The organism is Thioalkalivibrio sp. XN279, assembly GCF_011089885.1.
Classification (GTDB): domain Bacteria; phylum Pseudomonadota; class Gammaproteobacteria; order Steroidobacterales; family XN24; genus XN24.
Genome location: NZ_JAANBD010000006.1, coordinates 167,668 through 191,962, shown reverse-complemented (window position 1 = coordinate 191,962; position 24,295 = coordinate 167,668). Strand labels below are relative to the sequence as shown.

Below are 24,295 nucleotides of genomic sequence, written 5' to 3'. Positions count from 1 at the left end.
CTCAGAAGAAGGTGCCGTCGATGGGCGAGGAGGCGGAGGCGAAGCGCTTGCGCGGGATGCGCCCGGCGAGGAAGGCCTCGCGGCCCGCTTCCACGGCCTTACGCATGGCGGAAGCCATGAGCACCGGGTTCTTTGCCCCGGCGATGGCGGTGTTCATGAGCACGCCGTCGCAGCCCAACTCCATCGCCACCGCGGCGTCCGAGGCCGTGCCGACGCCCGCGTCCACCAGGATCGGTACCTTCGCGTTCTCGACGATGGTGAGGATGTTGTAGGGATTGCGAATGCCGAGGCCCGAGCCGATCGGCGCGGCCAGCGGCATCACCGAGACGCAGCCCATCTCCTCCAGGCGCTTGGCGATGATCGGGTCGTCATTGGTGTAGACCATCACCTGGAAGCCTTCCTTGACCAGGATCTCCGTCGCCTCGAGCGTGGCGGTGACGTCCGGGAAAAGCGTCTGCTGGTCGGCCAGCACTTCCAGTTTCACCAGTGGCGCGCCGTCGAGCAGTTCGCGCGCCAGGCGGCAGGTGCGCACCGCGTCCTTGGCGGTGAAGCAGCCGGCGGTGTTCGGCAGGATGGTGAAGCGATCCGGCGACAGGTAGTCGAGCAGGTTCGGCTGGTCCTTGTCCTGGCCGATGTTGGTGCGCCGGATCGCCACGGTGACGATCTCCGCGCCGGCGGCCTCGGTGGCCGCCAGGGTTTCCTCGAAGTCACGGTATTTGCCGCTGCCCGTCAGCAGGCGGGAGCGGTAAGTGCGGCCGGCGAGCTCGAGCACATCGGCGGTGGGCTTGTTTGATTCAGTCATTTCATCCGCCTCCGACGGCATGCACGATTTCGACGCGGTCGCCCGGCGCCAGGCGATGGGCGGGGTGGGCGCTGCGCGGCACCAGCTCGCCGTTCACTTCCATGGCGTAGCGCCGCCCGGACAGGCCGAGCTGCGCCACCAGTTCGGCGGCAGTGGCGCCGTCCGGCAGTTCCATCGGTTCGCCGTTCAGGGTGATCTCCATGGGGCGTATTTTACACGTGTAGAATCCGCGCCATGAGCGGACGCATCGGCTTTGTCAGCCTCGGTTGCCCCAAGGCGCTGGTGGACTCGGAACGCATCCTCACGCGCCTGCGCGCCGAGGGTTACGAGACCGTACCGACCTACGAGGACGCGGATCTCGTGGTGGTGAACACCTGTGGCTTCATCGAGGCCGCGGTGGACGAGTCGCTGGAGGCGATCGGCGAAGCCATGGCCGCCAACGGCCAGGTGCTGGTCACCGGCTGCCTCGGCGCGCGGCCCGAGACCATCCGCGAGAAATTCCCCAACGTACTCGGCATCACCGGCCCGCAAGCTTACGAACAGGTCATGGCCGCCGTGCACGCGCACCTGCCGCCGGAGCACGACCCCTTCATGGACCTGGTGCCGCCGCAGGGCATCCGCCTCACGCCGCGCCACTACGCGTACCTGAAGATCTCCGAGGGCTGCAACAACAAGTGCAGCTTCTGCATCATCCCGGCGCTGCGCGGCCGCCTCGCCAGCCGCCCCATCGGCGAGGTGCTGCGCGAGGCCGAGGGGCTGGTGCGCGCCGGCGTGCAGGAGCTGCTGGTGATCTCGCAGGACACCAGCGCCTACGGCTCCGACATCAAGTACCTGCCCGACACCTGGCGCGGCGAGCGCTACGAGACCCGTTTCCTCGACCTGGCGCGCGGCCTCGGCGAGCTCGGCGCCTGGGTGCGGCTGCACTACGTCTATCCCTACCCGCACGTCGACCGCGTCATCGAGCTGATGGCCGAGGGCCGCGTGCTGCCCTACCTCGACATCCCCTTCCAGCACGCCAGTCCGAGCGTGCTGAAGCGCATGCGCCGGCCGGCGGCGGCCGAGAACACGCTGGAGCGCATCCGCCGCTGGCGCGACACCTGCCCCGAGCTGGCCATCCGCAGCACCTTCATCGTCGGCTTCCCCGGCGAGACCGAGGCCGAGTTCGAGACCCTGCTGGAATGGCTCGAGGAGGCGCAGCTCGATCGCGTCGGTTGCTTCCAGTACTCGCCGGTAGAGGGCGCGACGGCCAACGAGGTCGCCGCACCGGTGCCCGAGGAAGTGAAGGAAGAGCGCTGGCAGCGCTTCATGGAAGTCGCGGCCCGGATCAGTGCGGCGCGGCTGGCGGCGCGCGTGGGCGACATCGAGCAGGTGCTGGTCGACGAGGCCGACCCCGAGGAAGACGTGGCTTACGGCCGCACCCGCCGCGAGGCGCCGGAAATCGACGGCCGCGTGAAGCTCCTCGGCGGCGGCGAGCTCGAGCCGGGCGACCTGGTCGAGGTCGAGATCACCGGCGCCGACGACTACGACCTCGAGGCGCGGCCGCCGGCCTGATCCGGCTCTCCCGGTTCCCGTCGACGAGTTTGGCGGGTTTTCTCCCGATCCTGCGTTAACCACCTCAGGAGCCCCCGCCGTAAGAGCGGGGCCCGGAGCGCCTGTCGGGGGGAGATGTGTCGCCAGTGCTTGAAATGAGCAGTTCCAGCGCGGTGCGGGAGTCGCCGGTGTCACGGTGGCGCCTGGCGGCCGTCGCCTTGTTGTCGGGCCTGTTGCTGGCTGCCTGCGACAACTCTTCCCGCTCCACGGACGATGAAGAACCCCCCGCCACCCGCGTGGTGAGCCTGTCCGGCGTGGTGCAGAAGGGCCTGTTCAGCCAGTTGTCCGTGAACGCCTACAGCTTCAGCACCAGCGGCCAGCTGGGCGAGCCGGTGCTGGCCACGATCACCGCTGACGGCCAGGGCTACCTGGTGGACCTGGAGGCGACCGAGCTGGTGCTGCTGGAGGCCGAGGGCAGCTTCACCAGCGAGATCGACGGCAGCACCATCGCGCTCGACCAGCCGCTGCTCGCCGTGGTCGACGTGCGCGAGGACGCAAGCGCGTTCGAGAGCAACATCAATATTGCGACCACGCTGGAAGCCTCGTGGATCCTCGCCCAGGCCGAGACCTTCGAGGGCGGCACCGACGCCCTGCTGGACGCCGGCAGCGACCTGCTCAACGCCAGCCTCGGCTTCCCCGCGGGCACTGATGCGGGCACGCTGAGCTACAGCGGCATCGATTCGACCTCGACCGTCGCCGACCCGGACCTGCTGCTGCTGCTGCTCTCCGCTGCGCTGGTCGGCTCGCTGGACGATTCGGGCCAGCTGTACGCGGGCGGGTTCGACAGTGTCGTGCAGGATTTCTCCGCGGCCACCAGCGTCGAAGAAGCAGTCGTCGCGTTCGGCTCCCTGGACGGCTACTCCTCCGAGTGGCTGTACGACCAGGCGCTCGTGTTCGGCGGTTACGACCTGCCGCTGCTGACTTTCACTGACCTTGAGATCCTGGGCTGCCTGGCCGAGACCGGGACCTGCAGCTGGGAGACCGAGAGCGACCCCTCGCTGAACTACATCACCGTGAGTTCGCCGACCGTGCGCGAGGCGGACGGGGCACTGCTGGCCTATATCCGCTTCAGCCAGCCGACCGCCGCACCGGTTTCCCTGCGCCTGTTCACCACGGACGAGACGGCCACGGGCGGGCGCGATTTCGTGGGACCCAGCGAGGTGATCGAGGTCCCCGTCGGCACGGTACAGATCCCCGTGGAGATCCGGCTCATCATCGATGCACTGGCGGAGAGCGACGAGACCTTCATTATCAACGCAGAGACCGGCTTCGACGGTTACGCGGTGCGGCGGCCGGGGCTGGTCACGATCCGGGATGTCCTGCCGATTGTGGCCGAGCGCCGCACGGACCAGCTCGCAGTCGTGGAGTTGTGCGTGCTCAGCACCGGCAAGGCGGGCGCGCTGTCGCTGGACGCCTGCGACAGCGCCACGGTCAGTGGCGGGTTCGTCAACGAGCCGGACGCAGCCCTGGCCGCCAGCCTTGACCTGGCGGCGGCCTGCGGCGGGAGCGCGACGTGTCCGCCACGCGATGACGACTGGCTGGTCGAGTTCTTCCTGGTGGCCGACGAGGGTGGCCGGCCGCGCGACGAGCGCGCGCTCGGCACCTACATCTACCCTGTCGGTGCCCTGCAGGATGCCGGCAAGCCGGCGGACGCGCGCAGCTTCCTGCTGTCCCTGGCAGCGCCCGTGGTCACCGAGCTTGCGGAGCAGGCTTTCATCGCCGGCTGGACGCTGCGGCTCGAGGCGCGCATCGCCGGTGCGCCCGTGCTGGCAGCCTCGGCGCCGGCCGGTGCGGTGCTGTTCGTGCCGGCTGAGATCCGTGCCGGCGACAGCACGATTGCCATCGCCGAAGTGATCGCCCTCGACCCGGATGGGGGCGCGGTATGCGAGGGCGGCCGCGGCTATCGACTGGAGGCGGGATTCGTGGTGGGCGAGTTGCCCGGGGCGCCTGGCCTGGAGCGGCCGATCGTTGTCTACGGCGAAGTGTGTATCGGGCTTGAAGAGTTCGCGCCGGATCAGTCTCGCGCGGTCCTGACCGCAGGCAACATCGACCTGACGGCATCCGGGCTGTCCCTGCCGCCCGGTCATGGGACGCTGATTGGCGGCGGGTTCCCCCTGCCGATCTACCTGCCCGGCCAGCTCGAGTTCCGCCCGGGCCAGCCGACCTACCTGTACCAGGAGGACTGGCCGTTCTCGCTGCGCATCTCCGCGGCGGAGCTGAACCCCGGCGGCATCGAGCTGCAGTACACCGAGGTGCGCTCGCTGCTCGCCGTCGACTATGCGCCCACCGATCCGCGCGCGCCGCAGAACGGCGGCGCGCTCAGCAATGCACCGTGGATGCAGGGCGGCGCCGGTGCAGGGAGCCTGTTCCTGGGGCCGGACGGTGTCTCCGGCACGCTGGCGTTCAACCCGGGTTCCGGGCAGACCGTGTTCCCGCGCGGCGAGGTGGCCTGGCAGGCCTTCAGCTACCAGCTGCAGGACAGCAGGCTGCAGGGCACGACGCCGCTGGCGACGGCGTACAGCATGACCCAGTCGACGGCCTGCGCGACGCCGGACTGCCGCGCCGACGCGGAGATCGAGTACGCGGTGCAGGCGCAGGCGCAACTCGACGGCCGCGGCTTCCTGCTCGGCGCGGGCACGAGCACCGACGCCGTGACACCGGCGTGGGGCGCCCATCCGGGTTCCGGGTTTGCCTTCGAGCGCCCGGGCGACCTGCCGGCGGGCGGTGCGCTGCACCTGGCCCTGCCGGGGTACCGGGCGCCGGCCGGCGGGCGACCCGGCGACTACCTGCTCGCCCACGTGCAGTCGGCAGCCCCGGGCGAGTGGCTGCGCCTGCACCCAGCGCGCTCGCGCGCCTTCCGCGACGGCAATTATCACCCGGTCGGCATCTCGGTGGGGCCGGAAATCTACCGCGACCCGGCCAGCGGCGCGCCGGTCGAGGGCGCCGGCCGCAGCCTTGCCGGGCTGCCACTGCAGATCGACAACCAGGTCGACGCCGTGGCGCTCGACAGCTCGGTGGGCGCCAAGTACGTGGCGCGCAACGCCGGCATCACCGGCGTGTTCAACGTCGCCTCGGGGGAGTTGGCGCAACCGGTGCCCTTCTACGGCTACCCGCTGCAGTTCGACCGCTTCGCCATCCGTCTCACGGACAACGAGGTCGACGAGTTCAACTGGCTGGACGGCCGCCTGGCGCTGGAAGGCGACATCGGCGGGCCCTCCGGCCTGACGACCTACTTCAGCAACCTGGCGATCAACTGCGCGGCCAGGCTGGGCAACATGCGCCTCGACTGGGAGCAGTGTGACGAGGTCGATAACGACGGCGACGGCGTCAAGGACGAGAACTGCGACGTCACGCTGCACAGCTGGCGCGCTCCGGCCCAGGTCTACGGTGCGAGCTTCAGCGGGGCGCAGAGCTGCGCCGCCGATAGCCAGTCATTCACGCTGGAACACGACCTGCGCTTCGCCGCACTGGATCGCCCGGTGGGGTTCAGGACCGGCTGGAATCCGCAAGGCCGGCTGGCGTTCCAGGAGAGCAAGCTGGCTGCCCAGTACCGTGTCGACCAGCGACCCAACCGGCCCGAGACCGGCTTCGGTTTTGGCCCGGCCGGCGGCGCCGCGCTGACGGTCGGGGACTCGAACGGCGGTATCGACGGCCGCTACGGGGCGCTGGTGTTCCCCGGCGCCCGGGTCAGCGTGCCGTTCTGGAACGCGCTGCGCGCCGACATCCGTGTGGCCAACGGCGCGGTGGTAGAGAACGAGCGCGTGGCGGAGCAGACCGTGGTCGTGCGGGAAAGCGCGCTGAACTTCGCGGACGCCGGCATCACCAACGCAGCGATGCCGGGTGCGATCGGCACAAGTGCCCAGCTGACCGCATCGTACGACTGGGGCAACACCGGTTACGGCTTCGACCTGCCGGTGCGGTTCCGGCCCTTCCAGCTCGATCTCTCGGCCGAGGCCGATGCGGTCGGCCTGCAGTCGCGCTTCGTCGGCGTGACGGAGAGCGCCGATCTCTTCGTGCTGGACACCGAGCGGGTAGTCAATTTCATCGAGCCGCGCCGCACCAAGATGAGTTTCGGCGCCAGCGCCAACCTGGCCGACCTGGGGAACATCAGCTTCCAGATCGACCTCGACAACCCCGACACCCTGCGGCGCGTGGATGACTTCCTCATCTCGGTCGGCATCCTCAGCCAGCCCGTGCTGGAGCCCGGGCTGAGCGATGTCCAGGACGCCGTGTTCGTGGTCAACCGCCTGGCGGGACGCGGTCTCGAGGACCTGACCCGCCAGGGGCTCGAGCGCAGCCTCGAGTCCCTCGGCGGGGCCGCCGCCGATTTGACCCCCTTCGGCGAGGATCCCTTCGTCATCGCCAGCGAGCGACTGGCGGCGCTGAATGCCTTGCCCGCGCAGCTGGTCGACCTGGTCGAAACGCCGCTGCGGCAACCCTTTGACGCTGCGGTGAACGAGCTCGCTGGGCCGCTGCGCAACGAGCTGCTGCAATTGCGCCAGGACATCGAGAACCTCCGTGCGGGGGATGAGGCGAGTGACGACACGTTGGCCCGGGTACAGGCAGCGCGCGCACTGGTCGGCACTGCGCTGGCGCGGCTGGACGCCGTGGACGGCGCCATCGTCGGCACCATCAACGAGGCGTTCGCCTTGAACCAGCAGATTGACAGCTACGCAACGCAGGCGGGTTTCGCGCTGGAAGAAGTCGATCGCGTGCTGGAGCGCGCCGTCAGCTTCATCGACAGCAGCTGCAACAACGGCTTCATCCCCGGGGCGGAGCTGAACGGTTATCTCGAGGAGGTGATCGCACGCTTCACCTCGGTGCGCCAGTTGCTCGAACTGGTGGGCGCCAGCGACCTGCTGCTGCCGCTGTCCGAGCTGCTGGCCGAGGACCCCGAGGTGCGCGACCGCATCCGCAACGCGCAGGCCAGCCTGGCGCGCCAGGCCGAGGAACTGGCCGGCTTCCTCGCGACGGCCGATGCCGCCGTGCGTGGAGCCGTGTGCACGCAACAGGTCGATGAGGTGCTGGCCGGGGCGCGCGCTGTCATTTCCCGCATGAGGCAGGGCGCCGGAACCGCGACGGACACCACCCAGCTCATCCAGGCGCAGCTGCTGCAGCTGCAGGGCGACCTGGCCGATGTCTTTGGCTTCGCTCGCGATCGGTTGAGCTACACCGCTACGCTGCTGGACTCGTTGCAACGCGACCTGCCGGCGGCGCCGCTGACGGAGCCCGGTTCGGTGCTGCTCGCGCAGCTGGAATCGGGGCTGGAGAGCAACTCCGGCGGCGCCGTGAACCGGCTGGTGTCGACCGCGCCCGGCGATCGCGATGTGATTGAGCTGCTCACCGGCCCGGTGAGCGATGTCGTGGACCTTCTGTTCGACCGGGTGAGCACTGAGGTCGATCGCTTCGAGTTCCTGCCGGGCGCGTATTCAACGCCGGACCAGCTGCGGCGCCTGCTGGTCGCCGAGATCATGAAGACGGCGCCGGTGCGCCAGCTGCACGAGGAGATGAACCGCCACTTCGACGAGATCGGCCAGCAGGTGACCGGCCTCGTGCTGCAGCTCACCGACCAGCTGAACTTCGCCATCCGCAAGGCCGTGGCCTCGGTCGAGAGCAGCGTCAACGGCGTGCTGGACGAGGCACTGGCGCCGGTGCGCAGCATGCCCCTCAAGGCCTTCGAAATGGACGGCTTTGCAGTCATCGCCGGCAACGAGCTGGAGCGGGTGCGCCTGGGCGCGCAGTGGGAGCTGGGCAGCGTGGTCGGGGACGGCCCGACCGGCTTCGCCGCGGCGCTCGAGGCGGTGCGCTGGGGCGCGGTCAACGGTCCCGGTACCTGCGGCGTGGCCGGCGCAGCCAGCCGCCTCGACGTCACCATCTCGGCCTACGGCCTGCCGCTGCCGCTGCCGGCCAGCGACCTCGAGGCGGACGTCCTGATGCTCGGGTTCACCCTGGCGCCCACCGGCGACCGCGACATCCCGCTGTCGCCGCGCGGCCTCATGGGCGGCATCAGCACGACGGGCGAGATCGGCTTCGGTTCCGTCACCATCAACGACCCCGGCTTCGAGGTCGGCATCGGCGATGTGCAGAACTATCTCGGTGCGCGCGCCGATGCACGCTTCGGCGACATCCAGGGCGAGGCCGCTTTCCTGTTGGGCCGAATCTGCTCGACCGACAACATCCTCGCGCGGCTCGACCCGGACGTGGATCGTTTCATCGACCTGCCGGCCGACGGCTTCACCGGCGGCTACGTGCGCGGCGGGGCCACCATCCCGGTCATCCCCGGCGGGTGCTTCCTGAACTTCTCCGTGCGGGGCGATTTCGGCGCCTGGGTGCTGGGCCGGACCTGGGGCGGCCTGGTGGGTGGCGGCGCCATCGGCGAAGTGTTTTGCGTCGGCGCGCTGCGGGGCCAGGTGACTTTGCTGGGCGAAAAACGCGCCAACGGCACCTTCCGCTTCCTCGGCGAGGGCTTCGGCGTCGCCGGCGGCGGCTGGTGCGAGCCCGAGACCTGGACCACGGTGGCGCGCAGCCGCCGCGACAAGTGGTGCGCCACCGGCGACGCCCAGCTGACCCTCGAGTACAACCGCGGCTGGAACATCCTGCGGCGTGACGTGGACGGGACTTTCTGATGCGCAAGATCGGCAAGACAGGCGTGGCATGGATGCTGTTCATGGTGGCGGCCCTGTGGACGGGGGCAGCGCTGGCACAGGCCGAGCCCGCGCCCTTCTACCTGATGGCGCGCACCGCACCGGAAGGGTCCATCACCGCGGCCGGCCAGCAGCGACAGGTCGTGTACCTGCGCTGGGACCTGGTCGAGGGCGGGCTGCCCGCGGACCTGGCGCGGATCGAGCTGCTGCGCGATGGAGAGCTGCTGCTCGAGCAGCCGGTCGAGGCGGTGATGAGCGCGGCGGAGATCGCCGCCCTCTACCAGGGCCCTGCGCAGGCACGGCGACTGCAGGAGACCCTCACCCTGCTGCGCGAGGCCGTGGCCCAGTCAGGCGGCAGCTCGTTCTCGGCCGGCGCTTTTGCCGCGGTGATCCGGGCGCGACTCGACCCGGCTGCTGCGGCGGAAGACCGGGTCTGGGCTTACCAGGCCTCGCGCACGGACTTCAACATCGCCCGCGCCCGCTACCGTGCATTCCTCGACGATCCCGGCGCCGGCACCTTCAGCTACGAGCTGCGCGGCGTCAGCACCGGCGGCCAGCGCCAGCGCCTCGGCCTGGTGACGGTGAACACCACGGTCCCCACGGTGCTGCAGGGCTCGACCGGCTTCAGCCAGTTCCGCGAGGACCTGGTGCGTTGCGACCTGCCGGAGTCTGCGCGCGACCACCACGTCGTGTCCCTGACCTGGGACCGGCCCGGCGCCAACCCGACCGATGCCTTCGCCGCAGACCTCTACCTGGCGGGTTTCGACCTCTACCGCACCACCACCAACGTGGCCCCGGAACTGTCCGCCGCCAACCTGAGGCGTGACCTTGCCGCCGAAGCAGCGGCCGCCGGTTTCGACGCGCGCGGCAATCCCGAGCTGCAGGGGCTGCAGCGCGTGAACGATGCGCCGCTCAATGACCCGGGCGGCGTGTCGCGGCGACCGAAGTGGATCGAGACGCCTGCCGAGCTGGCGCGCGCGGGCGTGCGTCCGGGCGACCGCCGCGCCTACTACCTGGTGGCGCGTGATTTCACCGGCAACTACGGTCCGACCGAGGTGGCGATCGTCGAGGTGCCCAACCTGACGCGGCCGCCGGCGCCCTGGAGCATCCGGCCTTTCGCTGACCAGAGCGGCGGCATGCTGCGGGCGGGCGAGAACCTGACCCTGCGCTGGGAAGCGGTCAACCTGGACAACTACCTCGCCACCTTCAACAGCACCCGGCGCGCCTGCAACCTCGCCGAGGCCCGGACCACCGGCGTGCTCGAGTTCGTCGGGCCGGATGAGGACTGTGCCTTCGATGCGCGCCGGCGCGTGCGCCTGGATGTCGCCGGCTACGCGATCTACCGCTTCCCGGACTTCAGCTCGGCCGAGCAGTTCCGCGACAGCGACGGCGACGGCGTGGACGACTTCGTCGAGCGCCCGGACGGCATGCAGTGCGACATCGAGCGCCAGCCTGCCGGCGCCGCCAGCAATCTCGTCTGGCCGGCCCAGGTGCAGGAATTCGCGCTCGATTCCGGGCGGCAGGTGGTGCGCTTCGTCGACCAGGTGCCGGCGGGCGACAAGGGCCGCGTGTACTGGTACCGCGTCGCCAGCTATACGCCCGACGGTCGCTTCAGCCATCTCAGCGCCCCGGTGCGCGGGCTGTTCCCGGACCGCGAGCTGCCGGAGCCGCCGCGCGTGGACGCGACCCGCCCGGGCGGGAATCCGCAGGGCTGCCGCGCCACGGTCACGCGCCGGGACGGGCCCTGGAATTTCGACATCGCCTTCAAGGACAACGGCCGTCCCTTCGAGCTCTCGTGCGGCAAGACGCTGCTGCAGTCGGTGACCCTGGGCACGCTGGGCGCATCCTGCGCGCAGATTGCCACAGAGTGCGCCGGCGAGACTGTCGTCATCAACTACCCTGCGGTCGAGGACACCGGCGGTGTGGCGTGCCAGGCCGAGGTGCCGCCGGATGTCGCGTTCTGCTCGGCCGGCGAGGTGATCATCGAGCCGAAGCTGGAGCGGGTGGCGGTCGAGACCGGTGAGGTCACGGCCGGCCCGGTCGAGATCTCGGTTTTTGCGCCGTCTCCTGACACCTGCGTCTCCTTGTTCCAGGAGATCGACGGCGAGCAGGCGCGGGTGGCGACGAGCTGCGGTACGGCTAACCTGTCAGCGGTCCTCGAGGTGCCGGCGGGCTACTTCTGCGGCTACGCCGTCAGCCAGGATGCCAACAACAACGTCTCGGTCGCGCAGGCCACGCCCTGCGTGCTGGTGACGGGCGAGCTAAAGCCGCCCGGCATGCCGCAGCTGCTCGACTTCGACGTCGCGTCGAACGCGGCCCAGCTGCGCTGGCGGCTGCCGGTCGAGCCGCTTGCCGCCGTGCTGGTGCGCCTGGAGCACGAGCCCGCCGAAGGCGATCCGGTCAGTGAGGTGTTCAGTGTGCCGGTGGCCGGGTTCGGCGCGGGCGACCCCGTCAATCACGTCCGCACCGTGGCGGGGCTGGCGGGCGAGGTGGATCGCTGGTGCGTCAGCCTGCGCTCGGTGGGTGTGCATGGCGTGGAGCAGCAGTCCCGGGTCTCGGAGTGGACGCCCCGACGCTGCGTCAGCCGCTCCGCGCTGACCGAGACCCCGCCGGTTTACCTGCCGTGGCCGTCGGTGGCTGGCCCGGTTGAGCAGGCGCCGTTGGCGGCTGGCGCCTCACTGCTGCCTTTCCTTTATCTGCGCAGCATCGGCATTACAAATGCCGGCTACCAGGCTCAGGTGTCGCAGTCCGAGGTCGTGGGCGCCATCGGGGGCGAGGATGCTCAGTTACTGCTTGGGAGCCAGCCGATCTACGCCATCGAGCTGGGGCGCTTGAGCGGGCTGGAGGACGCGGGGGACTGCTCATACGATCGCGAGGCGGTCGCCGGATATCCGCCGCTCCCCACCATGGTCTGCGCACAGCGTGGACGGCTGCGCGTGGACAGCGTGCTGGCCTCGGCCGCGGGTTTCCTCGTCTACCGCCAGGCGCGCCCAATTGAAGGCGCCCCGGGCGACTGGCAGCAGGTCTCGCCCCTGATCGAGTTCGCGCATTGGGATCGCGAGGTAATCGAGTCGCCGTTGACTGATCGCCCGATCGTGACCTGGCGCCTGAACGATCCCTTCCTGAAGATGGTGCCGGTGGGCGTCGGTGTCGATGACTGGCGCATCCTGTTCTTCGACCGCTATCCGCAAATGAGTACCCAGGCCTCGATCTTCGGCGAGGCACGCGAGTACCGCTACCAGCTCGTGTATTTCGACGAGCGCCAGCGCCCGGTGGCCTGGCGCCAGTCGGAATGGCTCAAGCCGACCCTGGAGGGGCTGTAGATGCGCACCCACCTGCCAGGTCGCGAACCCTTCCGTGCGCTGCAGGCGCTCGCCGCCGTGGCGATGCTCTGCGGCAGCGCGTTCGCCAGCGCCAGCCCGTTCTTCGACGGCACCACCGGCAACGTCTGGGTGTTGGATCCGGAGACCGGACAGGTCGTGGCCTACGACTTCGGCACCTGGGTGGACGAGTTCGCGCCTTCCGGCTCGCCGCGCATCAACCTTTCCAGCGGCGAGATCGCACTGGTCAACGCCGTGCCGGGCAGCTCCGTTGCGCCCACGCCGGGCCAGCCCGCGCTCAGCCTGGCCGACGTCGGTGCGGCGGCGATCCCCGGCGCCTTCGACGCCGAGCGGCCGAGCCTGCTGATCCGCCCGGCAGACGGGGCCTACGACGGCACCATCGCGGTGCGACTGGAAGTGAGCAGCGCGGTCATCCGCGCCGGCGGCGCCGTGCTCAGCTGGCAGGTCAACGGGGAAGCAGCGGAACCGATCGCGCTGTCTGTGGCCGACCTGGCCGGCGCCGAGCTCGAGGAGGGCTATTTCGCGCGCATCATTTACCTGGTCCGCGACGGCGACTACCAGGTCAATGCGGATCTCTCCGTCAACAACGTCTCGCGCGCCAAGGCTGAGGCCCGTTACACCCTCGCCTCGACCCACCCCGACGGATTCCGCCGCGACACGGACGGCGACGGCATTCCAGACCTGGTCGAGGCCGAGCTCGGCCTCGATCCTTTCGCCGACGACTGGCAGGCGCTGGAGGCTGACGGCTGGAGCCGCTTCGACAAGTGGCTGCGCTCGCGCTGCCTGGACGAGAACCTGGTGCCTGTCGAGACCGGCGACGGATGCCTGGACGAGGACGGCCTGCCGATCGACACGGACGCCGACGGCTGGGCCGACTTCGATGAACGCCTGCGCCGCACCAACCCGGAAGACCCGGAGCCCCTGCTGGCGCCGGAGGGCGAGGAGACGGCGGAGAGCGAATCGTTCCGCCAGCGTGTGCTGCGCTACAAGGACTTTCCCGCGGCGGGCCGGCTGTATGAGCCGGAGCGGGTGGTCACGGCAGGACAGCTGCCGACCCTCACGACCGAGCCGTGGCTGGACGTGACGGCGGCCTCCGCGGTCGGCGTGCTGGCCTACTCGCTGCCGGCGCTGCTCACCGAGGACGAACTCCAGGCAGCCCGCATCGACCCCGCCACGGTCGCCACGCGCCTCCAGCGCATCGACGCCGAGGCCCGCCTGGCCGAGGGCCGCCTGCCGCAGCTGCGCCTGGGGGCGGGCGACAGCATGATCGTGGCCGCCGAGCAGTTCGCCCGGGCACCGGATGTCGAGGCCAGGCGTGTCTTCAAAGCCTGGCTGCCGCGCTGGCCGGACGTCACGCCCTTCCTGTTCCGCGAGTTGGCCGGGGCCGGCGCGTGGGAGACCGCCGCCGAGTGGCGTCGCGACTTCATCCGCTTCCTCGCGGCGCGGCTAGCAGTCGAGGAGGTGGTGAATCCCGACGCGGCCGGCACAGCCGTGGTCAGTATTCTCGAGGGCGCGCTTGGCGAGGAGGCGCGCGTCGCCGGCCGGCAGCCGCTGGTGCTGTTCGCCTACCGGGGCCTGCCGATAAATGCCGAGTTCGTCCAGGGCGTCGAGGCGGCCCTGGAGGACCTGGCGGAGGCCGGCGCGAATCTTGACACGGCGCATGCGGCGATGGCCGCCGACGTGGCCGCGGGCGGCCCGCTACAGGCCATCGCGGCCTGGCTCACTCCATGGATCGAGGCGCCCCCGGCGGGCACCCGCTCAGACGCGCACATCGCGGCGCAGTTCCAGCGCAGCTTCGACATCCGCTGCTACCTCACCGAGGAAGAACGTACCCTCCTGCAGGGCGATGGCGAGGCCTGGGATGCATTCCTGGCGCGCTGCGGCGAGCCGCTCGACCTTGCCAGGCTGCAAACGCTGCTGGACGAGGATGCCGGGCGCGTGTACCTGGCACGGCTGTTCCTGCTGCCCGGCGCGGCCGCAGCGCTGGCGAACGACACTTCCATCGCCGATGTCCTGGCCGACAGCGACCTGGATGGCCTGGAGAACGGCATTGAGCTGTCCGTGCCGCTGAACCGCATCGGCCTGCCGTGGCTCGCCGACACCGATGGCGACGGCGTGCTCGACGCTGCCGATCCCTGCCCGGTGGACCCGCTCGACTTCTGCACCGGCAGCCCGACGCGGCCGGGCGTGCGCCTGGACCCGGAGTTCAGCGTGTTCGAGCCGGCCTCCGGCGCCGGCTACGCGCTGGTGGGCATCGAGCTGGAGCGCGAGCACACCGAGCCCGTGACTATTTTCTTCGAGACCTTCATCGACGCCGGCGACGGCGCCACGCCGGGGCAGGACTTCGTCGCCGTCCAAGGCAGCGTCACCATCGCCGCCGGCCAGCGCGTTGCCCTGGTGCGCATCGAGATCGCGGGCGACCGCGAGCTGGAAGAGGACGAGAGCTTCAGCGTCCGCATCACCGGCATCGACGGGGGCGTGCTCTCGGGCGCCGGCACGGTCCGCATCATCATCAACGACACGCCGCCCGAGGGCGGCTGCGCCGCCGGCTGCTTCGTCGGTGGCGAAGTGCAGGGCCTGGTGGATGGCAACGTGCTGCGCCTGCTGCTGAATAACGGCGCCGGCGAGCTCGACTTGGCCGGAGACGGGCTGTTCACCTTCCCCACGTCGCTGGTTGATGGCAGCGCCTTCACCGTCAGCGTCGGCGCCCAGCCCGGCAGCCCGCCGCAGGACTGCCTGGTGCAGAACGGCAGCGGCGTGATCAACGGCGCGGACTTCCCGGGCGTGCTGGTGCTGTGCTTCCCGGCCGTGAACCTGCAGGCGACGGGCGGTGACGCCCAGGTGACCCTGGGCTGGAACGCGGCCGACTTCACTGGCGCCACCTTCGCCCTGTGCCGCGCGGAACAGGAGCCGCTGGCCGGCTTCGCCAACTGCCTTTCCTACACCGGTGGCCAGCTGTTCGAGAACGTCTCCCAGCCGCTGGTGCAGTCGGGCCTGGTGAACGGGCGCCGCTACTGGTACCTGCTCGAGGTGCGGCATGTCCAGGGCGTGCGTACCTACTCGGCGCCGGCCTCGGCCACGCCGGAGGCGCCGCCGGAGCCGGGGACGAGCCGGCTGAACGACTCGGGCCAGTTCCTGTGCTACGACGAGTCGACCGGGACCATGGCCGCCTGCCTGGAGGACGTCACCGGTGACGCGGCCGCCGTGCCGCGCCAGGACGGCCGCTTCGGCCGCGACGCGCAGTGGCTCGGCGGGCAGCTCGACAAGCGGGGTGGCGGCTCGGGCGGCTTCGACTTCACGCCGCTGGACGCGACCGGCAACCCGATCCCCATCGTGGGCGGCGTGCCCGAGACCACCCCGGCGTGCATCCGCGACAACGTCACCGGCCTGACCTGGGAAGTGAAGACGGCGGAGAATCGCAACACGACCATGAGCCGGGCAGGGGGGTTCAGCTACGCCAGCTCATTAAGTGCGGCGGGGTTGTGCGGCTTCACCGACTGGCGGCTGCCGCTGCGCCGCGAGCTGCTCTCGATCGTAGATTCCGCCCGGCGCAACCCGGCCATCGACACCCGCTTCTTCCCCAACGCGGTGGGCGCCGAGTACTGGAGCAACGATGTTTACCGGCCCAACAGCGCCAACGCATGGTATGTGCACTTTGCCTTCGGCCAGGCCTTCTACAACACCAACGGGACCAGCTACCGGGTGCGCGTGGTGCGCGGCGAACGGCTGCCGACGGCCGACCTCGTGGACAATGCCGACGGTACCGTGACCGACCTGGCTACCGGTCTCATCTGGGACAAGTGTTCCCTGGGCCAGGCCTGGGATGCGGGCACGAACACCTGTGCCGCGATTAGCAACGCCGAGACCAGGACCTGGCCCGACGCCCTGCGGCTGGTCGGCGACACCAACGCGGCAGGCCACCGGGGTCATAGCGACTGGCGCCTGCCCAGCCGCGTGGAACTGGAATCCATCGTCGACCTGGTCGCGCAGGCGCCCGGCACGACGGTCGCGGCGATCGACAACGCCGTGTTCCCGAATACCGCGCGTATCAGCTACTGGACTTCCACGGTGAGCTCGCGCGCCAACGAGCCCGAGGTCGGTGCGACGGCGCTGGAGGCCGTGCGCGTCAGCTTCGGCGACGGTGGAGTGGCTTTCTCCGGCCTGACGAACAGCGGGTATCCCATGCGGGTGGTGCGCGGCGGCGACGACTTCGACGTGCTGGACACGCCCGAGGTGGGAGGCGGCCGGCTCAACGACACTGGCAGGACCTCCTGCTTCGACGGCACCGCGATGGTCGAGTGCACGGCCGAGGTCAGCGGCGACGAGACGACTTGGCCGCGGCAGGACGGCCGCTTCGGCCGCGATGCACGCGCCCGCGCCGGGATACTGGCCAAGGTCGGGGGCGGCTCGGCCGGCTTCGACTTCACGCCGCTCGACGCCACCGGCCAGGAGATCCCGCTGGTGGCCGGTGCGCCCGCCAGCACGCCCGTGTGTGTGCGGGACAACGTCACGGGCCTGACCTGGGAGGTGAAGACGCCGGAGAACTCGAGGACCCTGTACACTCGCGGCCAGGCTTTCACGTTTGCCAATGCGGCCAACAGTGACAGCGGGTTGTGCGGCCTCACGGGTTGGCGAGTTCCGAAGCGTCGCGAGTTGCTCTCGATCGTCGACTATGAGCGCAACCGGCCGGCGGTGGACACGCGGTTCTTCCCGAACACCGTAGGCTTCCTTGGCGCTGCCGGGTACTGGGCAATCGAACAGAACCGTGCGCAATCGTTCCCGTTGAGCTACGCGACAGTCTTGTTCGCATTCGGCGAACCTAGCAACGCCGACGGCACGACCGGCCAGTACGTCCGGCTCGTCAACGGTACCCAGTTCCCAGAAACAGACTTCGCCGACAATGGCGACGGCACCGTCACCGACCTCAGCACGGGCCTCACGTGGGACAAGTGCGAATGGGGCCAGGCCTGGGATGCCGGCGCGAACGAGTGCGCTGCCGTGACCACGAGCCTCCAGATGCCCTGGCGGGAGGCCGTGCGCATCCCGAACGAGGCGAATGTGATCGGACATCGCGGTCAATCGGACTGGCGCCTGCCCAGCATGAAGGAGCTCGAGTCCCTGATGTTCCTCAACCGGGACCGGCCGGTGATCCTCAGTGACACCGTGCCCGGCAGCGTGTTCTACAACTTCCCGAGGCTCGCGTCCTACTGGACCTCGACGGTCTCGTTCACCGATGGCACGGATACCAGCGTTTGGCACGGTGCGTTCAACTATGGCGCGCTCGTCCGCACGACGCTGGACCTGTCCCTGGACAACCACGGCGTCCGCCTGGTCCGCGGCGGCGACGACTTCGACGCGCTGGAGTGAGATGGACCATGGCGCCTGTGCAGAACCTTACTGATCGAGCGACCGGCGGCGCAGCCAGGCGGGCTGCGAGGCCGGTCATCCTGCTCACCCTCGCCCTGGCGCTCACTGCCTGCGGCGGCGGCAGCAACGAGGCAGGATCCGGCGCAGGCGCGGTGGGCACTCCGCCGCCCGGTGGCAGTGCGCCTCCGTCCACGCCGCCACCCGGCAGCACGAACCCGCCGCCACCGATCCAGCCGCCGCCGGACTCGACGCTTGCGCCCGCCATCGCGCCCATCGGCGCGGCGCTGCCCGAGCCCTTGCCGGACAGCGACTACGATGGCATTCCCGACCACCTCGACGCTTTCCCCTTCGAGGCGCCGCTGTTCACCACCCCGGGCAGCGCGAGCTGGATGCGCGTGGAAGGTGCCTGGACCGAGATCGAGGGCCGCGCCGTCCCGGACGCCGTGGTGGCCGGGCACCAGCTCATGCTCAGCGGTCGCGGCCTCGGCGCGGGCGGCGGTGGCGAGTGGGCAGTGTTCGACACGCGCCGCGGCAAGGTCGCGGTGCGGCCGCAGATTGTCTCGCCGGGCACCTGGAAAGTTGCGGCGCCGCCGCTGGCGCTCAGCGTGCATGCGGTGGTCGGCAACCAGCGCAGCGAGAGCCGGCTGCTCTCCTACGTCGAGCCCGGCGCACCGGTGCTGTTCCCGCCCACGGGCCGGGTGCTGGCAGGTACCCCGCTACGTCTTGAGGGCCTGAACCTCGAGGGTGTCGACGTCGTCACGCTCGGTTCCGCGCTGCTGTCGGTGGAGGCGTCAGGTCCGGATTTCGTGCGCGTGACGCTGCCGGCGTCGAGTGACGGGAATGAGCTCAAGGCGCTGGCCGGCGGCCTGGGGTCGAACCCGGTGAGCTTCGATTACCGCCGCCGGGTCATGGTCTCGATCGACCCGGCGCTGCCGCTGAGGCCGGACGACGTGTTGCAGCTCAACCTCCGCGAAGGGGTGGTGCGCCTGCAGCCGGGGAATGCGGTTTCGCTCGAGGTCCCGGCGCACCGGCCCGGCTGGTACGCTTTCGATCTCCTACGTGCCGCGGGCGGGCCGAGCTACGGCATCCTCGGCTTCGCGGCCTGGCCGGACGAGCGGGTCGTGCAGGTCTCCCTCGATGCCACCATCGGCGCGGAGCTGCTGAAGCTGTGGCCCATGCTGGCAAGCGGCGGGGATGCCGACTGGCGGGAGCAGCGCGACCGGGTTCGCGGCGGGCTTGCCCTGCACGAGGCCGCGGCGTTCCGTGACGCGCTCGCCGAGCACCTCCGCTCCGGATCGGCCTTCGCGCGCTACGAATTACGCAGCCGCCTGCTGGCGGCGGTGGACCGCGCGGCACTCGAGGCCGCCGAGATACTCGCCGACGGGCCCAGCCTCGGAGGCGGCCGTTCGCTGGACGACCTGCTGGTCGGCGTCGTCGGGCTGTCCTCGGGTGATGCGCCGGACACGCCGCGCGCCACCTATTCCCAGTTCACCGTCCAGCGTGCCACCGACTGCGTGACCCTCGGACTGCCGGTCGGTACGTCGCCCTCCGACGTCTGTGTCGAGAACGGCACGGTCCTTCCGGCGAGCATCGCAGTCTACGTGCCGCAGCGTTTCATCGGGGGAAGTCGCTATACGCCCACTGCGGCGGACCGCCGGCGGGCGCACATCAGCGGCCCGACCGACAAGAACAGCCTGCGTGACGACAAGACCATCCTCAGCGCCGACGACAAGCAGTCGCTGTGCGGGATGAGGCCCTGCTTCGTGGAGATCCTGACTCCCGGCGCAGGTGAAGGCGCGGGCAACATCGTGCTTACGGCCGCCGAGCAGCAGATTCTCAACAACCTTCGACTGCGCTGGGTCCTGGACGCTTTCGTCGTGCCCATGGCGCGAGACCTGGCCGGCCTGTCGGCGGCGCCAGAGAATGCGGTCTGTCTCTTCGACGCGTTCGTGCAGGACCAGGTCGGTCTCGGCGCAGCGGTGTCGAGCTTCTACATCGGCGCCTTCCAGAACCCCAGTGGGGCGATCGATATTTTCGAGAATACGATGGGCAAGTACCTGGTGGACACGATCACCGAGACTGCCAACATCACGACGGCGGACAAGGTGCTCGACTGTGCTCTTGGCGAGCTGCCCGGTCTCGAGGACGTGCGCGACCGTATCGGGCAGAACCTCGGCAGCGCGCGCCGGCTGCTGAACAGGGTGCTCCTGTTCGTCGACGTGGTGGAGACCACCATGCGGTTTGGCGGCGTGCTCTTCACGCCCCCGAAGATGCTGTTCCGGGTCGAGCCGCGCGCCGAGATCACCGGCTTCAGCCCGTCGGTGCTGGACCTGAACGACATTTACGCGTCGGACGGCAGCGACCGCGTGTTCAAGATTTCCGGCGACTGGCTGGCCAACAGCACGGTGCCGCCCACTTTTGTCCCCACGCTGTACTTCCGCGACAAGCGGGGCGCCAGCCGCGACTTCAGCGTGCTCCCGACCCAGGTCGTGGAGGGCGTCGACCCGCAACGCGAGCTGTTGTTCTCGCTGCCGCGCCTGGCATTTTTCAATCCGGACCTGCCCTCCCCCCTGGCCTCGCTGAGCGGCCTCGAGCCGGGCCAGCTGGAGATGTGGCTCGAGTACAGCGACGAGTACAGCGATCCGGGCTTCAACAACTATCCTGACGGTGTGCTCAAGGTGCCTTCCGCCCTGTCGATCCAGCTGGTCACGCCGCCGCGAATCACCACCTTCGATCCGCCGTCAGCCCGTCCCGGGCAGCAGGTCCTGGCCAGCGGCAGTGGTCTGGAGCGCTATGCGGCGCGGCCGCGTGTAGTGCTACTGAGCAACACCGTTGTGCGCGAGGAATGGTCCGGCGGACCGATTCCGGCCGAGATCAGGGACGGCAAGCTGCTGTTCACCCTCCCGGCTTGCTCTTCGGACACCGGTTGTGTGCCGCGCGGCGACTGGCTGGTCCAGCTGAACGACGGCACAGGCTCGCTCGCGCAGGTGGTGGTCTCGGACCGCGCGTTCTCGACCGGGCCGGGCACGGTGTTCCCGGTCATCAAGCTCGGGGATTTCTCCTCCACCGACGACAGGATGTTCATGCAGTTGCAGGATATAAACGAAACCGTCCTGCAGGAGCGAGTGCTACCCGACGTGATCGGGGACCGCTTCGTTTCGCTGGTGGTGAACGACCCGTCCAACCTCAGGTACGTCGCGGTGGAGTGCGTGGATGCAGGCGCGGACAGCACGTGCACCTACGACCTGACCGGCGAAGACGTGGCGTACCTGGTCGGCACCGATTTCGAGGGGGGCACCGGCGGGCAGATACCCGAGGGCACGTCCGTCGTGTTCCCGGTCTGCGTGCCCGGCTCTTTCGCGGACTGGTGCGATGGATTCATCTGGTGAATTCATCTTCTGACCGGGACGGCCTGGCAGCGCCAGTACGGCACTGCCAGGCCTGAGAGGGGGTTAACCTCCGTCGCCGCTCAGGTCTTCGACGCCTGGTAGATGCTCTCGATCGAGGCGTCCAGCGTGGCGTTGAACTCATCGTCGCTCTGCTGCGCCGAGAGGCCCTCGGTCAGGGCGCGTGAGAAGCTGGCCACCATGCCGTGCTGGCGCGCGAGGCGCTCGTTGGCCTCGTCGCGGGAGTAGCCGCCTGACAGCGCCACCACCTTCAGCACGCGCGGGTGCTCGATGCAGTCGGCGTAGAGGTTGTCCTGCTCGGGCAGCGTGAGCTTGAGCATCACCATCTCGCCCTCGGGCAGGGCGTCGAGCTGCTTTATGAGCTCGGCCTTCAGCAGGTCCTCCGCGGCGGCCTTGTCCGGGCAGTGGATGTCCACCTCGGGCTCGATGATCGGCACCAGGCCGGCAGCCACGATCTGGCGGCCGATTTCGAACTGCTGGTCCACCACGGCCTTGATGCCGCTGGCGCTGGCCTGCTTGATGACGGAGCGCATCTTGGTGCCGAAGATACCCTTTGACTTCGCCTTGGCCAGCAGTTCGTCCAGCTTGGGCATGGGCTTCATCAGCTGCACGCCGTCGGCCTCGTCGGCCAGGCCCTTGTCGACCTTGAGGATCGGCACCACCTTCTTCGCCTCCCAGAGGTACTGGGCGGTCGGGGTGCCCTTGATCTCCCGGTCCATGGTGGCCTCGAACAGGATGGCGGCGAGGATGCGGTCGCCGTTGAAAGCCGGGCTGGTGATGATCCGCGTCCGCATCTGGTGGATGAGGTCCATCATCTCTTCGTCGTTGCTGTAGGCGGTCTCCGGGACGCCATACAGCTTGAGGGCCTTGGGCGTGCTGCCGCCGCTCTGGTCCAGCGCCGCGATGAAACCGGACTGGGTCTGGAACTTGGCTTTCTGCTGCTCGAACGTGCTCATTGCGGTGCCCTCATTGGCGACTGACGTAAACCGTGATTGTCGCGGATTTTGCGGCCCGAGGCGACCATGGGTCGCCCGGGTCCCCCGGCGCACGCCGGAGCCGGGCGCCTCACCGCCCGCGATGCGTGCCCATGCTCATGTAGCCGTGATCGCCGATCGGCACGCCGACGCTCAGCCCGACGCCGACATTGGCTGCGCAGCCCGCCACGAGCGCGCCGGCCACGAGCACGGCGACGAGCATCATCCGCCTGAAAGTCTTGTTCATCGTTCTCTCCCTGCGTCGACGTCTTGCTCAGCACCAGGATCGCGCCGCTCGGGTCGGTCACCACGGCGGTCGTCCCGTCGCGGAATTCGGGCGACGGCGCCACGATGATCCGGCCGCCGAGCGACTCTGCCTGCCGTGCCGCTGCCGCGGGGTCGCTGACGCCGAAATGGGTCAGCCAGGCCGGCTGCACAAAGTGCTTGCCAGGCGGCCCCGGCTGATGTATTTAGATGATTCTCGAAATATCTAAACAAGAACCGAGGCGATGTCTGATTCCCTGTTCAAGGCCCTGGCTGACCCGACGCGCCGCGAGGTGCTCAAGCGCCTGCAGCGCGGGCCGGCGACCGCCGGCGAGCTGGCCGAGGAGTTTCCCCAGGCCAAGGCCACGCTGTCGCACCACTTCAACGTGCTCAAGGCCGCGGGCCTGGTGCGTTCGGAGCGGCGCGGCCAGCACGTGGTGTATTCGCTCAACACCTCGGTGTTCGAGGACCTGGCGCGGATGATGGCAGACCTGTTCAAGCCCGAGAGGAAGAAGCAATGAGCAGCCGACCGACCCAGTGGATTTCCCTGTTGCTGTGCATGCTGGCGCTCAGCTTCGGCGCGCTGGTGTACGGTGACCTGCCGGAGCAGGTTGCCACCCACTTCAATCTCGCCGGGGAAGCGGACGACTGGTCCGACCGCCTTACCGCCGTGCTCATGATGCCCGCCGTGATGCTCCTGACGTGGCTGCTGCTGTGGGGCTTGCCGAAGGTCTCGCCCACCGGCTGGCGGGTGGAGCCCTTTGCGCCGATCTGGAACCGCGTCCAGGTCGCCATCCTCGGATTCCTGCTCTTCATCCACGTCGCCGTGCTGGGTCATGCGCTCGGCTGGTGGGGCGCCGACATGGGACGGCCGGTGCTGGTGGGGGTCGGGCTCCTGCTGGCGTTCCTCGGCAACTACCTCGGCAAGACCACGCGTAATTTCTTCCTCGGTATCCGCACGCCCTGGACCCTCGCCTCGGACGAGGTGTGGCGACGCACCCATCGGCTCGGCGGCTGGACCATGACCATGGCCGGCGTGGGGCTGGTCGTCATGGGACTCTTCGGCGCCAACGAGATTGTCGTGGCGGTCGTGATCGGCGCGGCCGCCCTGGTGCCAGTTGTCTATTCCTTCTTCGCCTACCGTGCCATCGAGGGCTTCAAGCCGCCGCCGGGCGATTGAGGGCCGGCACGCCGTGGCCGGGCAGTGCCGCCGGGCTTGCCGTCGGCGCGGCTCTCACCATAGACTCTCGCCTCGACGCGCGGGTGTAGTTCAATGGTAGAACAGTAGCTTCCCAAGCTACGAACGTGGGTTCGATTCCCATCACCCGCTCCAGAACAAAGAAGCCCCCGCATTGCGGGGGCTTCGTCTTTACGGGTGATGAAGGTCGATGCCCTACTCGTGGTCGTGGGCCTCGACGACAACGTCAGCATTTTCGATGATGGCGTCGTACTGGTAGCCCATGCCGAAGTCCTTGTCCACCGTCAGCACCCCGGTGACGAGGACGACGTCGCCGACATCCGCCATCTGGCCGGTGGTGACGGTGATGTTGTTGCTGCCTTCCGCGCCGGAGCCGTCGCGGACGTGCAGCCAGTTGGTGCCCATGATGCCGGCGTTGACCTTGACCACCTTGCCGCGCAGCGTGACCGGCTGGCCCGCAAGCTGGTCCTTGGCGGCAAAGAGCTCACCGACCGTGACGCCGCCTTCAGCCTTCTCGATGCCGGACAGGTCCACGTCGGCGACTTCCGCGGTCGGCATCGGGTGGGGCTGCTCGGCGGACATGGGAGCGGCCGAGCCGGCCGGCGCAGCGGGTGCAGGCGCCTCCGGTTCCTTGCTGCAGCCGGCAACGGCCAGCAGGGCGCCCAGGGCGATGAGGGAAAGATACTTTGGTTGGGGCACAGCGGGATC

12 protein-coding genes and 1 tRNA gene are annotated in these 24,295 nt (G+C 69.4%); 8 read left to right on the top strand and 5 right to left on the bottom strand.

Annotation, left to right across the window (positions count from 1 at the left end):
- Position 1: 1 nt before the first annotated feature.
- The gene (locus tag G8346_RS01070; RefSeq protein WP_166047321.1) at positions 2–802 is read right to left on the bottom strand and encodes a thiazole synthase; all 801 of its coding nucleotides are present in this window, start codon (positions 800–802) and stop codon (positions 2–4) included.
- Between the two features lies 1 nt (position 803).
- Positions 804–1,004: a sulfur carrier protein ThiS gene (thiS, locus tag G8346_RS01065; protein ID WP_166047319.1), complete on the bottom strand. Its 201-nt coding sequence runs from the start codon at positions 1,002–1,004 to the stop codon at positions 804–806.
- A gap of 32 nt (positions 1,005–1,036) precedes the next feature.
- On the opposite strand from thiS, the gene rimO reads away from it, so the two are divergent.
- The 5 genes from rimO (at position 1,037) to G8346_RS01040 (ending at position 21,133) form a co-directional block, all read left to right on the top strand.
- A complete protein-coding gene (gene rimO / locus G8346_RS01060; RefSeq protein ID WP_166047317.1) occupies positions 1,037–2,353 on the top strand; it encodes a 30S ribosomal protein S12 methylthiotransferase RimO in 1,317 nt (438 codons plus the stop codon).
- Between the two features lie 134 nt (positions 2,354–2,487).
- Positions 2,488–9,018: a Calx-beta domain-containing protein gene (locus G8346_RS01055; protein WP_166047315.1), complete on the top strand. Its 6,531-nt coding sequence runs from the start codon at positions 2,488–2,490 to the stop codon at positions 9,016–9,018.
- Positions 9,018–12,359, top strand: a complete 3,342-nt coding sequence (locus G8346_RS01050) for a hypothetical protein (RefSeq protein WP_166047313.1) — start codon at positions 9,018–9,020, stop codon at positions 12,357–12,359. Before G8346_RS01055 ends, G8346_RS01050 begins: the two co-directional genes overlap by 1 nt.
- Entirely contained in the window at positions 12,360–17,744 is a 5,385-nt protein-coding gene (locus tag G8346_RS01045; RefSeq protein WP_166047312.1) for a DUF1566 domain-containing protein, read from the top strand. It begins immediately after the preceding gene.
- 8 nt (positions 17,745–17,752) lie between these two features.
- Positions 17,753–21,133, top strand: a complete 3,381-nt coding sequence (locus tag G8346_RS01040; protein WP_166047310.1) for a hypothetical protein — start codon at positions 17,753–17,755, stop codon at positions 21,131–21,133.
- An 80-nt stretch (positions 21,134–21,213) separates the two neighbouring features.
- Here the strand turns inward: G8346_RS01040 and G8346_RS01035 are convergent, their stop codons facing one another.
- Positions 21,214–22,107: a fructose bisphosphate aldolase gene (locus G8346_RS01035; RefSeq protein ID WP_166047308.1), complete on the bottom strand. Its 894-nt coding sequence runs from the start codon at positions 22,105–22,107 to the stop codon at positions 21,214–21,216.
- Positions 22,108–22,216: 109 nt separating this feature from the next.
- The gene (locus G8346_RS01030; protein ID WP_166047306.1) at positions 22,217–22,372 is read right to left on the bottom strand and encodes a hypothetical protein; all 156 of its coding nucleotides are present in this window, start codon (positions 22,370–22,372) and stop codon (positions 22,217–22,219) included.
- 262 nt (positions 22,373–22,634) lie between these two features.
- Between G8346_RS01030 and G8346_RS01025 the strand changes: the two genes are divergently transcribed.
- The 3 genes from G8346_RS01025 to G8346_RS01015 all read left to right on the top strand — a co-directional run bounded on the left by G8346_RS01025 (position 22,635) and on the right by G8346_RS01015 (position 23,722).
- Entirely contained in the window at positions 22,635–22,910 is a 276-nt protein-coding gene (locus G8346_RS01025; protein WP_166047304.1) for an autorepressor SdpR family transcription factor, read from the top strand.
- Entirely contained in the window at positions 22,907–23,569 is a 663-nt protein-coding gene (locus G8346_RS01020; protein WP_166047302.1) for an SdpI family protein, read from the top strand. The genes G8346_RS01025 and G8346_RS01020 overlap by 4 nt, the downstream gene beginning before the upstream one ends.
- Before the next feature lie 79 nt (positions 23,570–23,648).
- Positions 23,649–23,722, top strand: a tRNA-Gly gene (locus G8346_RS01015).
- 60 nt (positions 23,723–23,782) lie between these two features.
- Here the strand turns inward: G8346_RS01015 and G8346_RS01010 are convergent.
- Entirely contained in the window at positions 23,783–24,286 is a 504-nt protein-coding gene (locus G8346_RS01010) for a hypothetical protein (protein ID WP_166047300.1), read from the bottom strand.
- Positions 24,287–24,295: the final 9 nt, after the last annotated feature.

Coding starts and splice junctions, on each gene's coding strand:
- G8346_RS01070 (WP_166047321.1), bottom strand. CDS start 802: ATGACTGAATCAAACAAGCCCACCGCCGATGTGCTCGAGCTCGCCGGC.
- thiS (WP_166047319.1), bottom strand. CDS start 1,004: ATGGAGATCACCCTGAACGGCGAACCGATGGAACTGCCGGACGGCGCC.
- rimO (WP_166047317.1), top strand. CDS start 1,037: ATGAGCGGACGCATCGGCTTTGTCAGCCTCGGTTGCCCCAAGGCGCTG.
- G8346_RS01055 (WP_166047315.1), top strand. CDS start 2,488: ATGAGCAGTTCCAGCGCGGTGCGGGAGTCGCCGGTGTCACGGTGGCGC.
- G8346_RS01050 (WP_166047313.1), top strand. CDS start 9,018: ATGCGCAAGATCGGCAAGACAGGCGTGGCATGGATGCTGTTCATGGTG.
- G8346_RS01045 (WP_166047312.1), top strand. CDS start 12,360: ATGCGCACCCACCTGCCAGGTCGCGAACCCTTCCGTGCGCTGCAGGCG.
- G8346_RS01040 (WP_166047310.1), top strand. CDS start 17,753: ATGGCGCCTGTGCAGAACCTTACTGATCGAGCGACCGGCGGCGCAGCC.
- G8346_RS01035 (WP_166047308.1), bottom strand. CDS start 22,107: ATGAGCACGTTCGAGCAGCAGAAAGCCAAGTTCCAGACCCAGTCCGGT.
- G8346_RS01030 (WP_166047306.1), bottom strand. CDS start 22,372: ATGAACAAGACTTTCAGGCGGATGATGCTCGTCGCCGTGCTCGTGGCC.
- G8346_RS01025 (WP_166047304.1), top strand. CDS start 22,635: ATGTCTGATTCCCTGTTCAAGGCCCTGGCTGACCCGACGCGCCGCGAG.
- G8346_RS01020 (WP_166047302.1), top strand. CDS start 22,907: ATGAGCAGCCGACCGACCCAGTGGATTTCCCTGTTGCTGTGCATGCTG.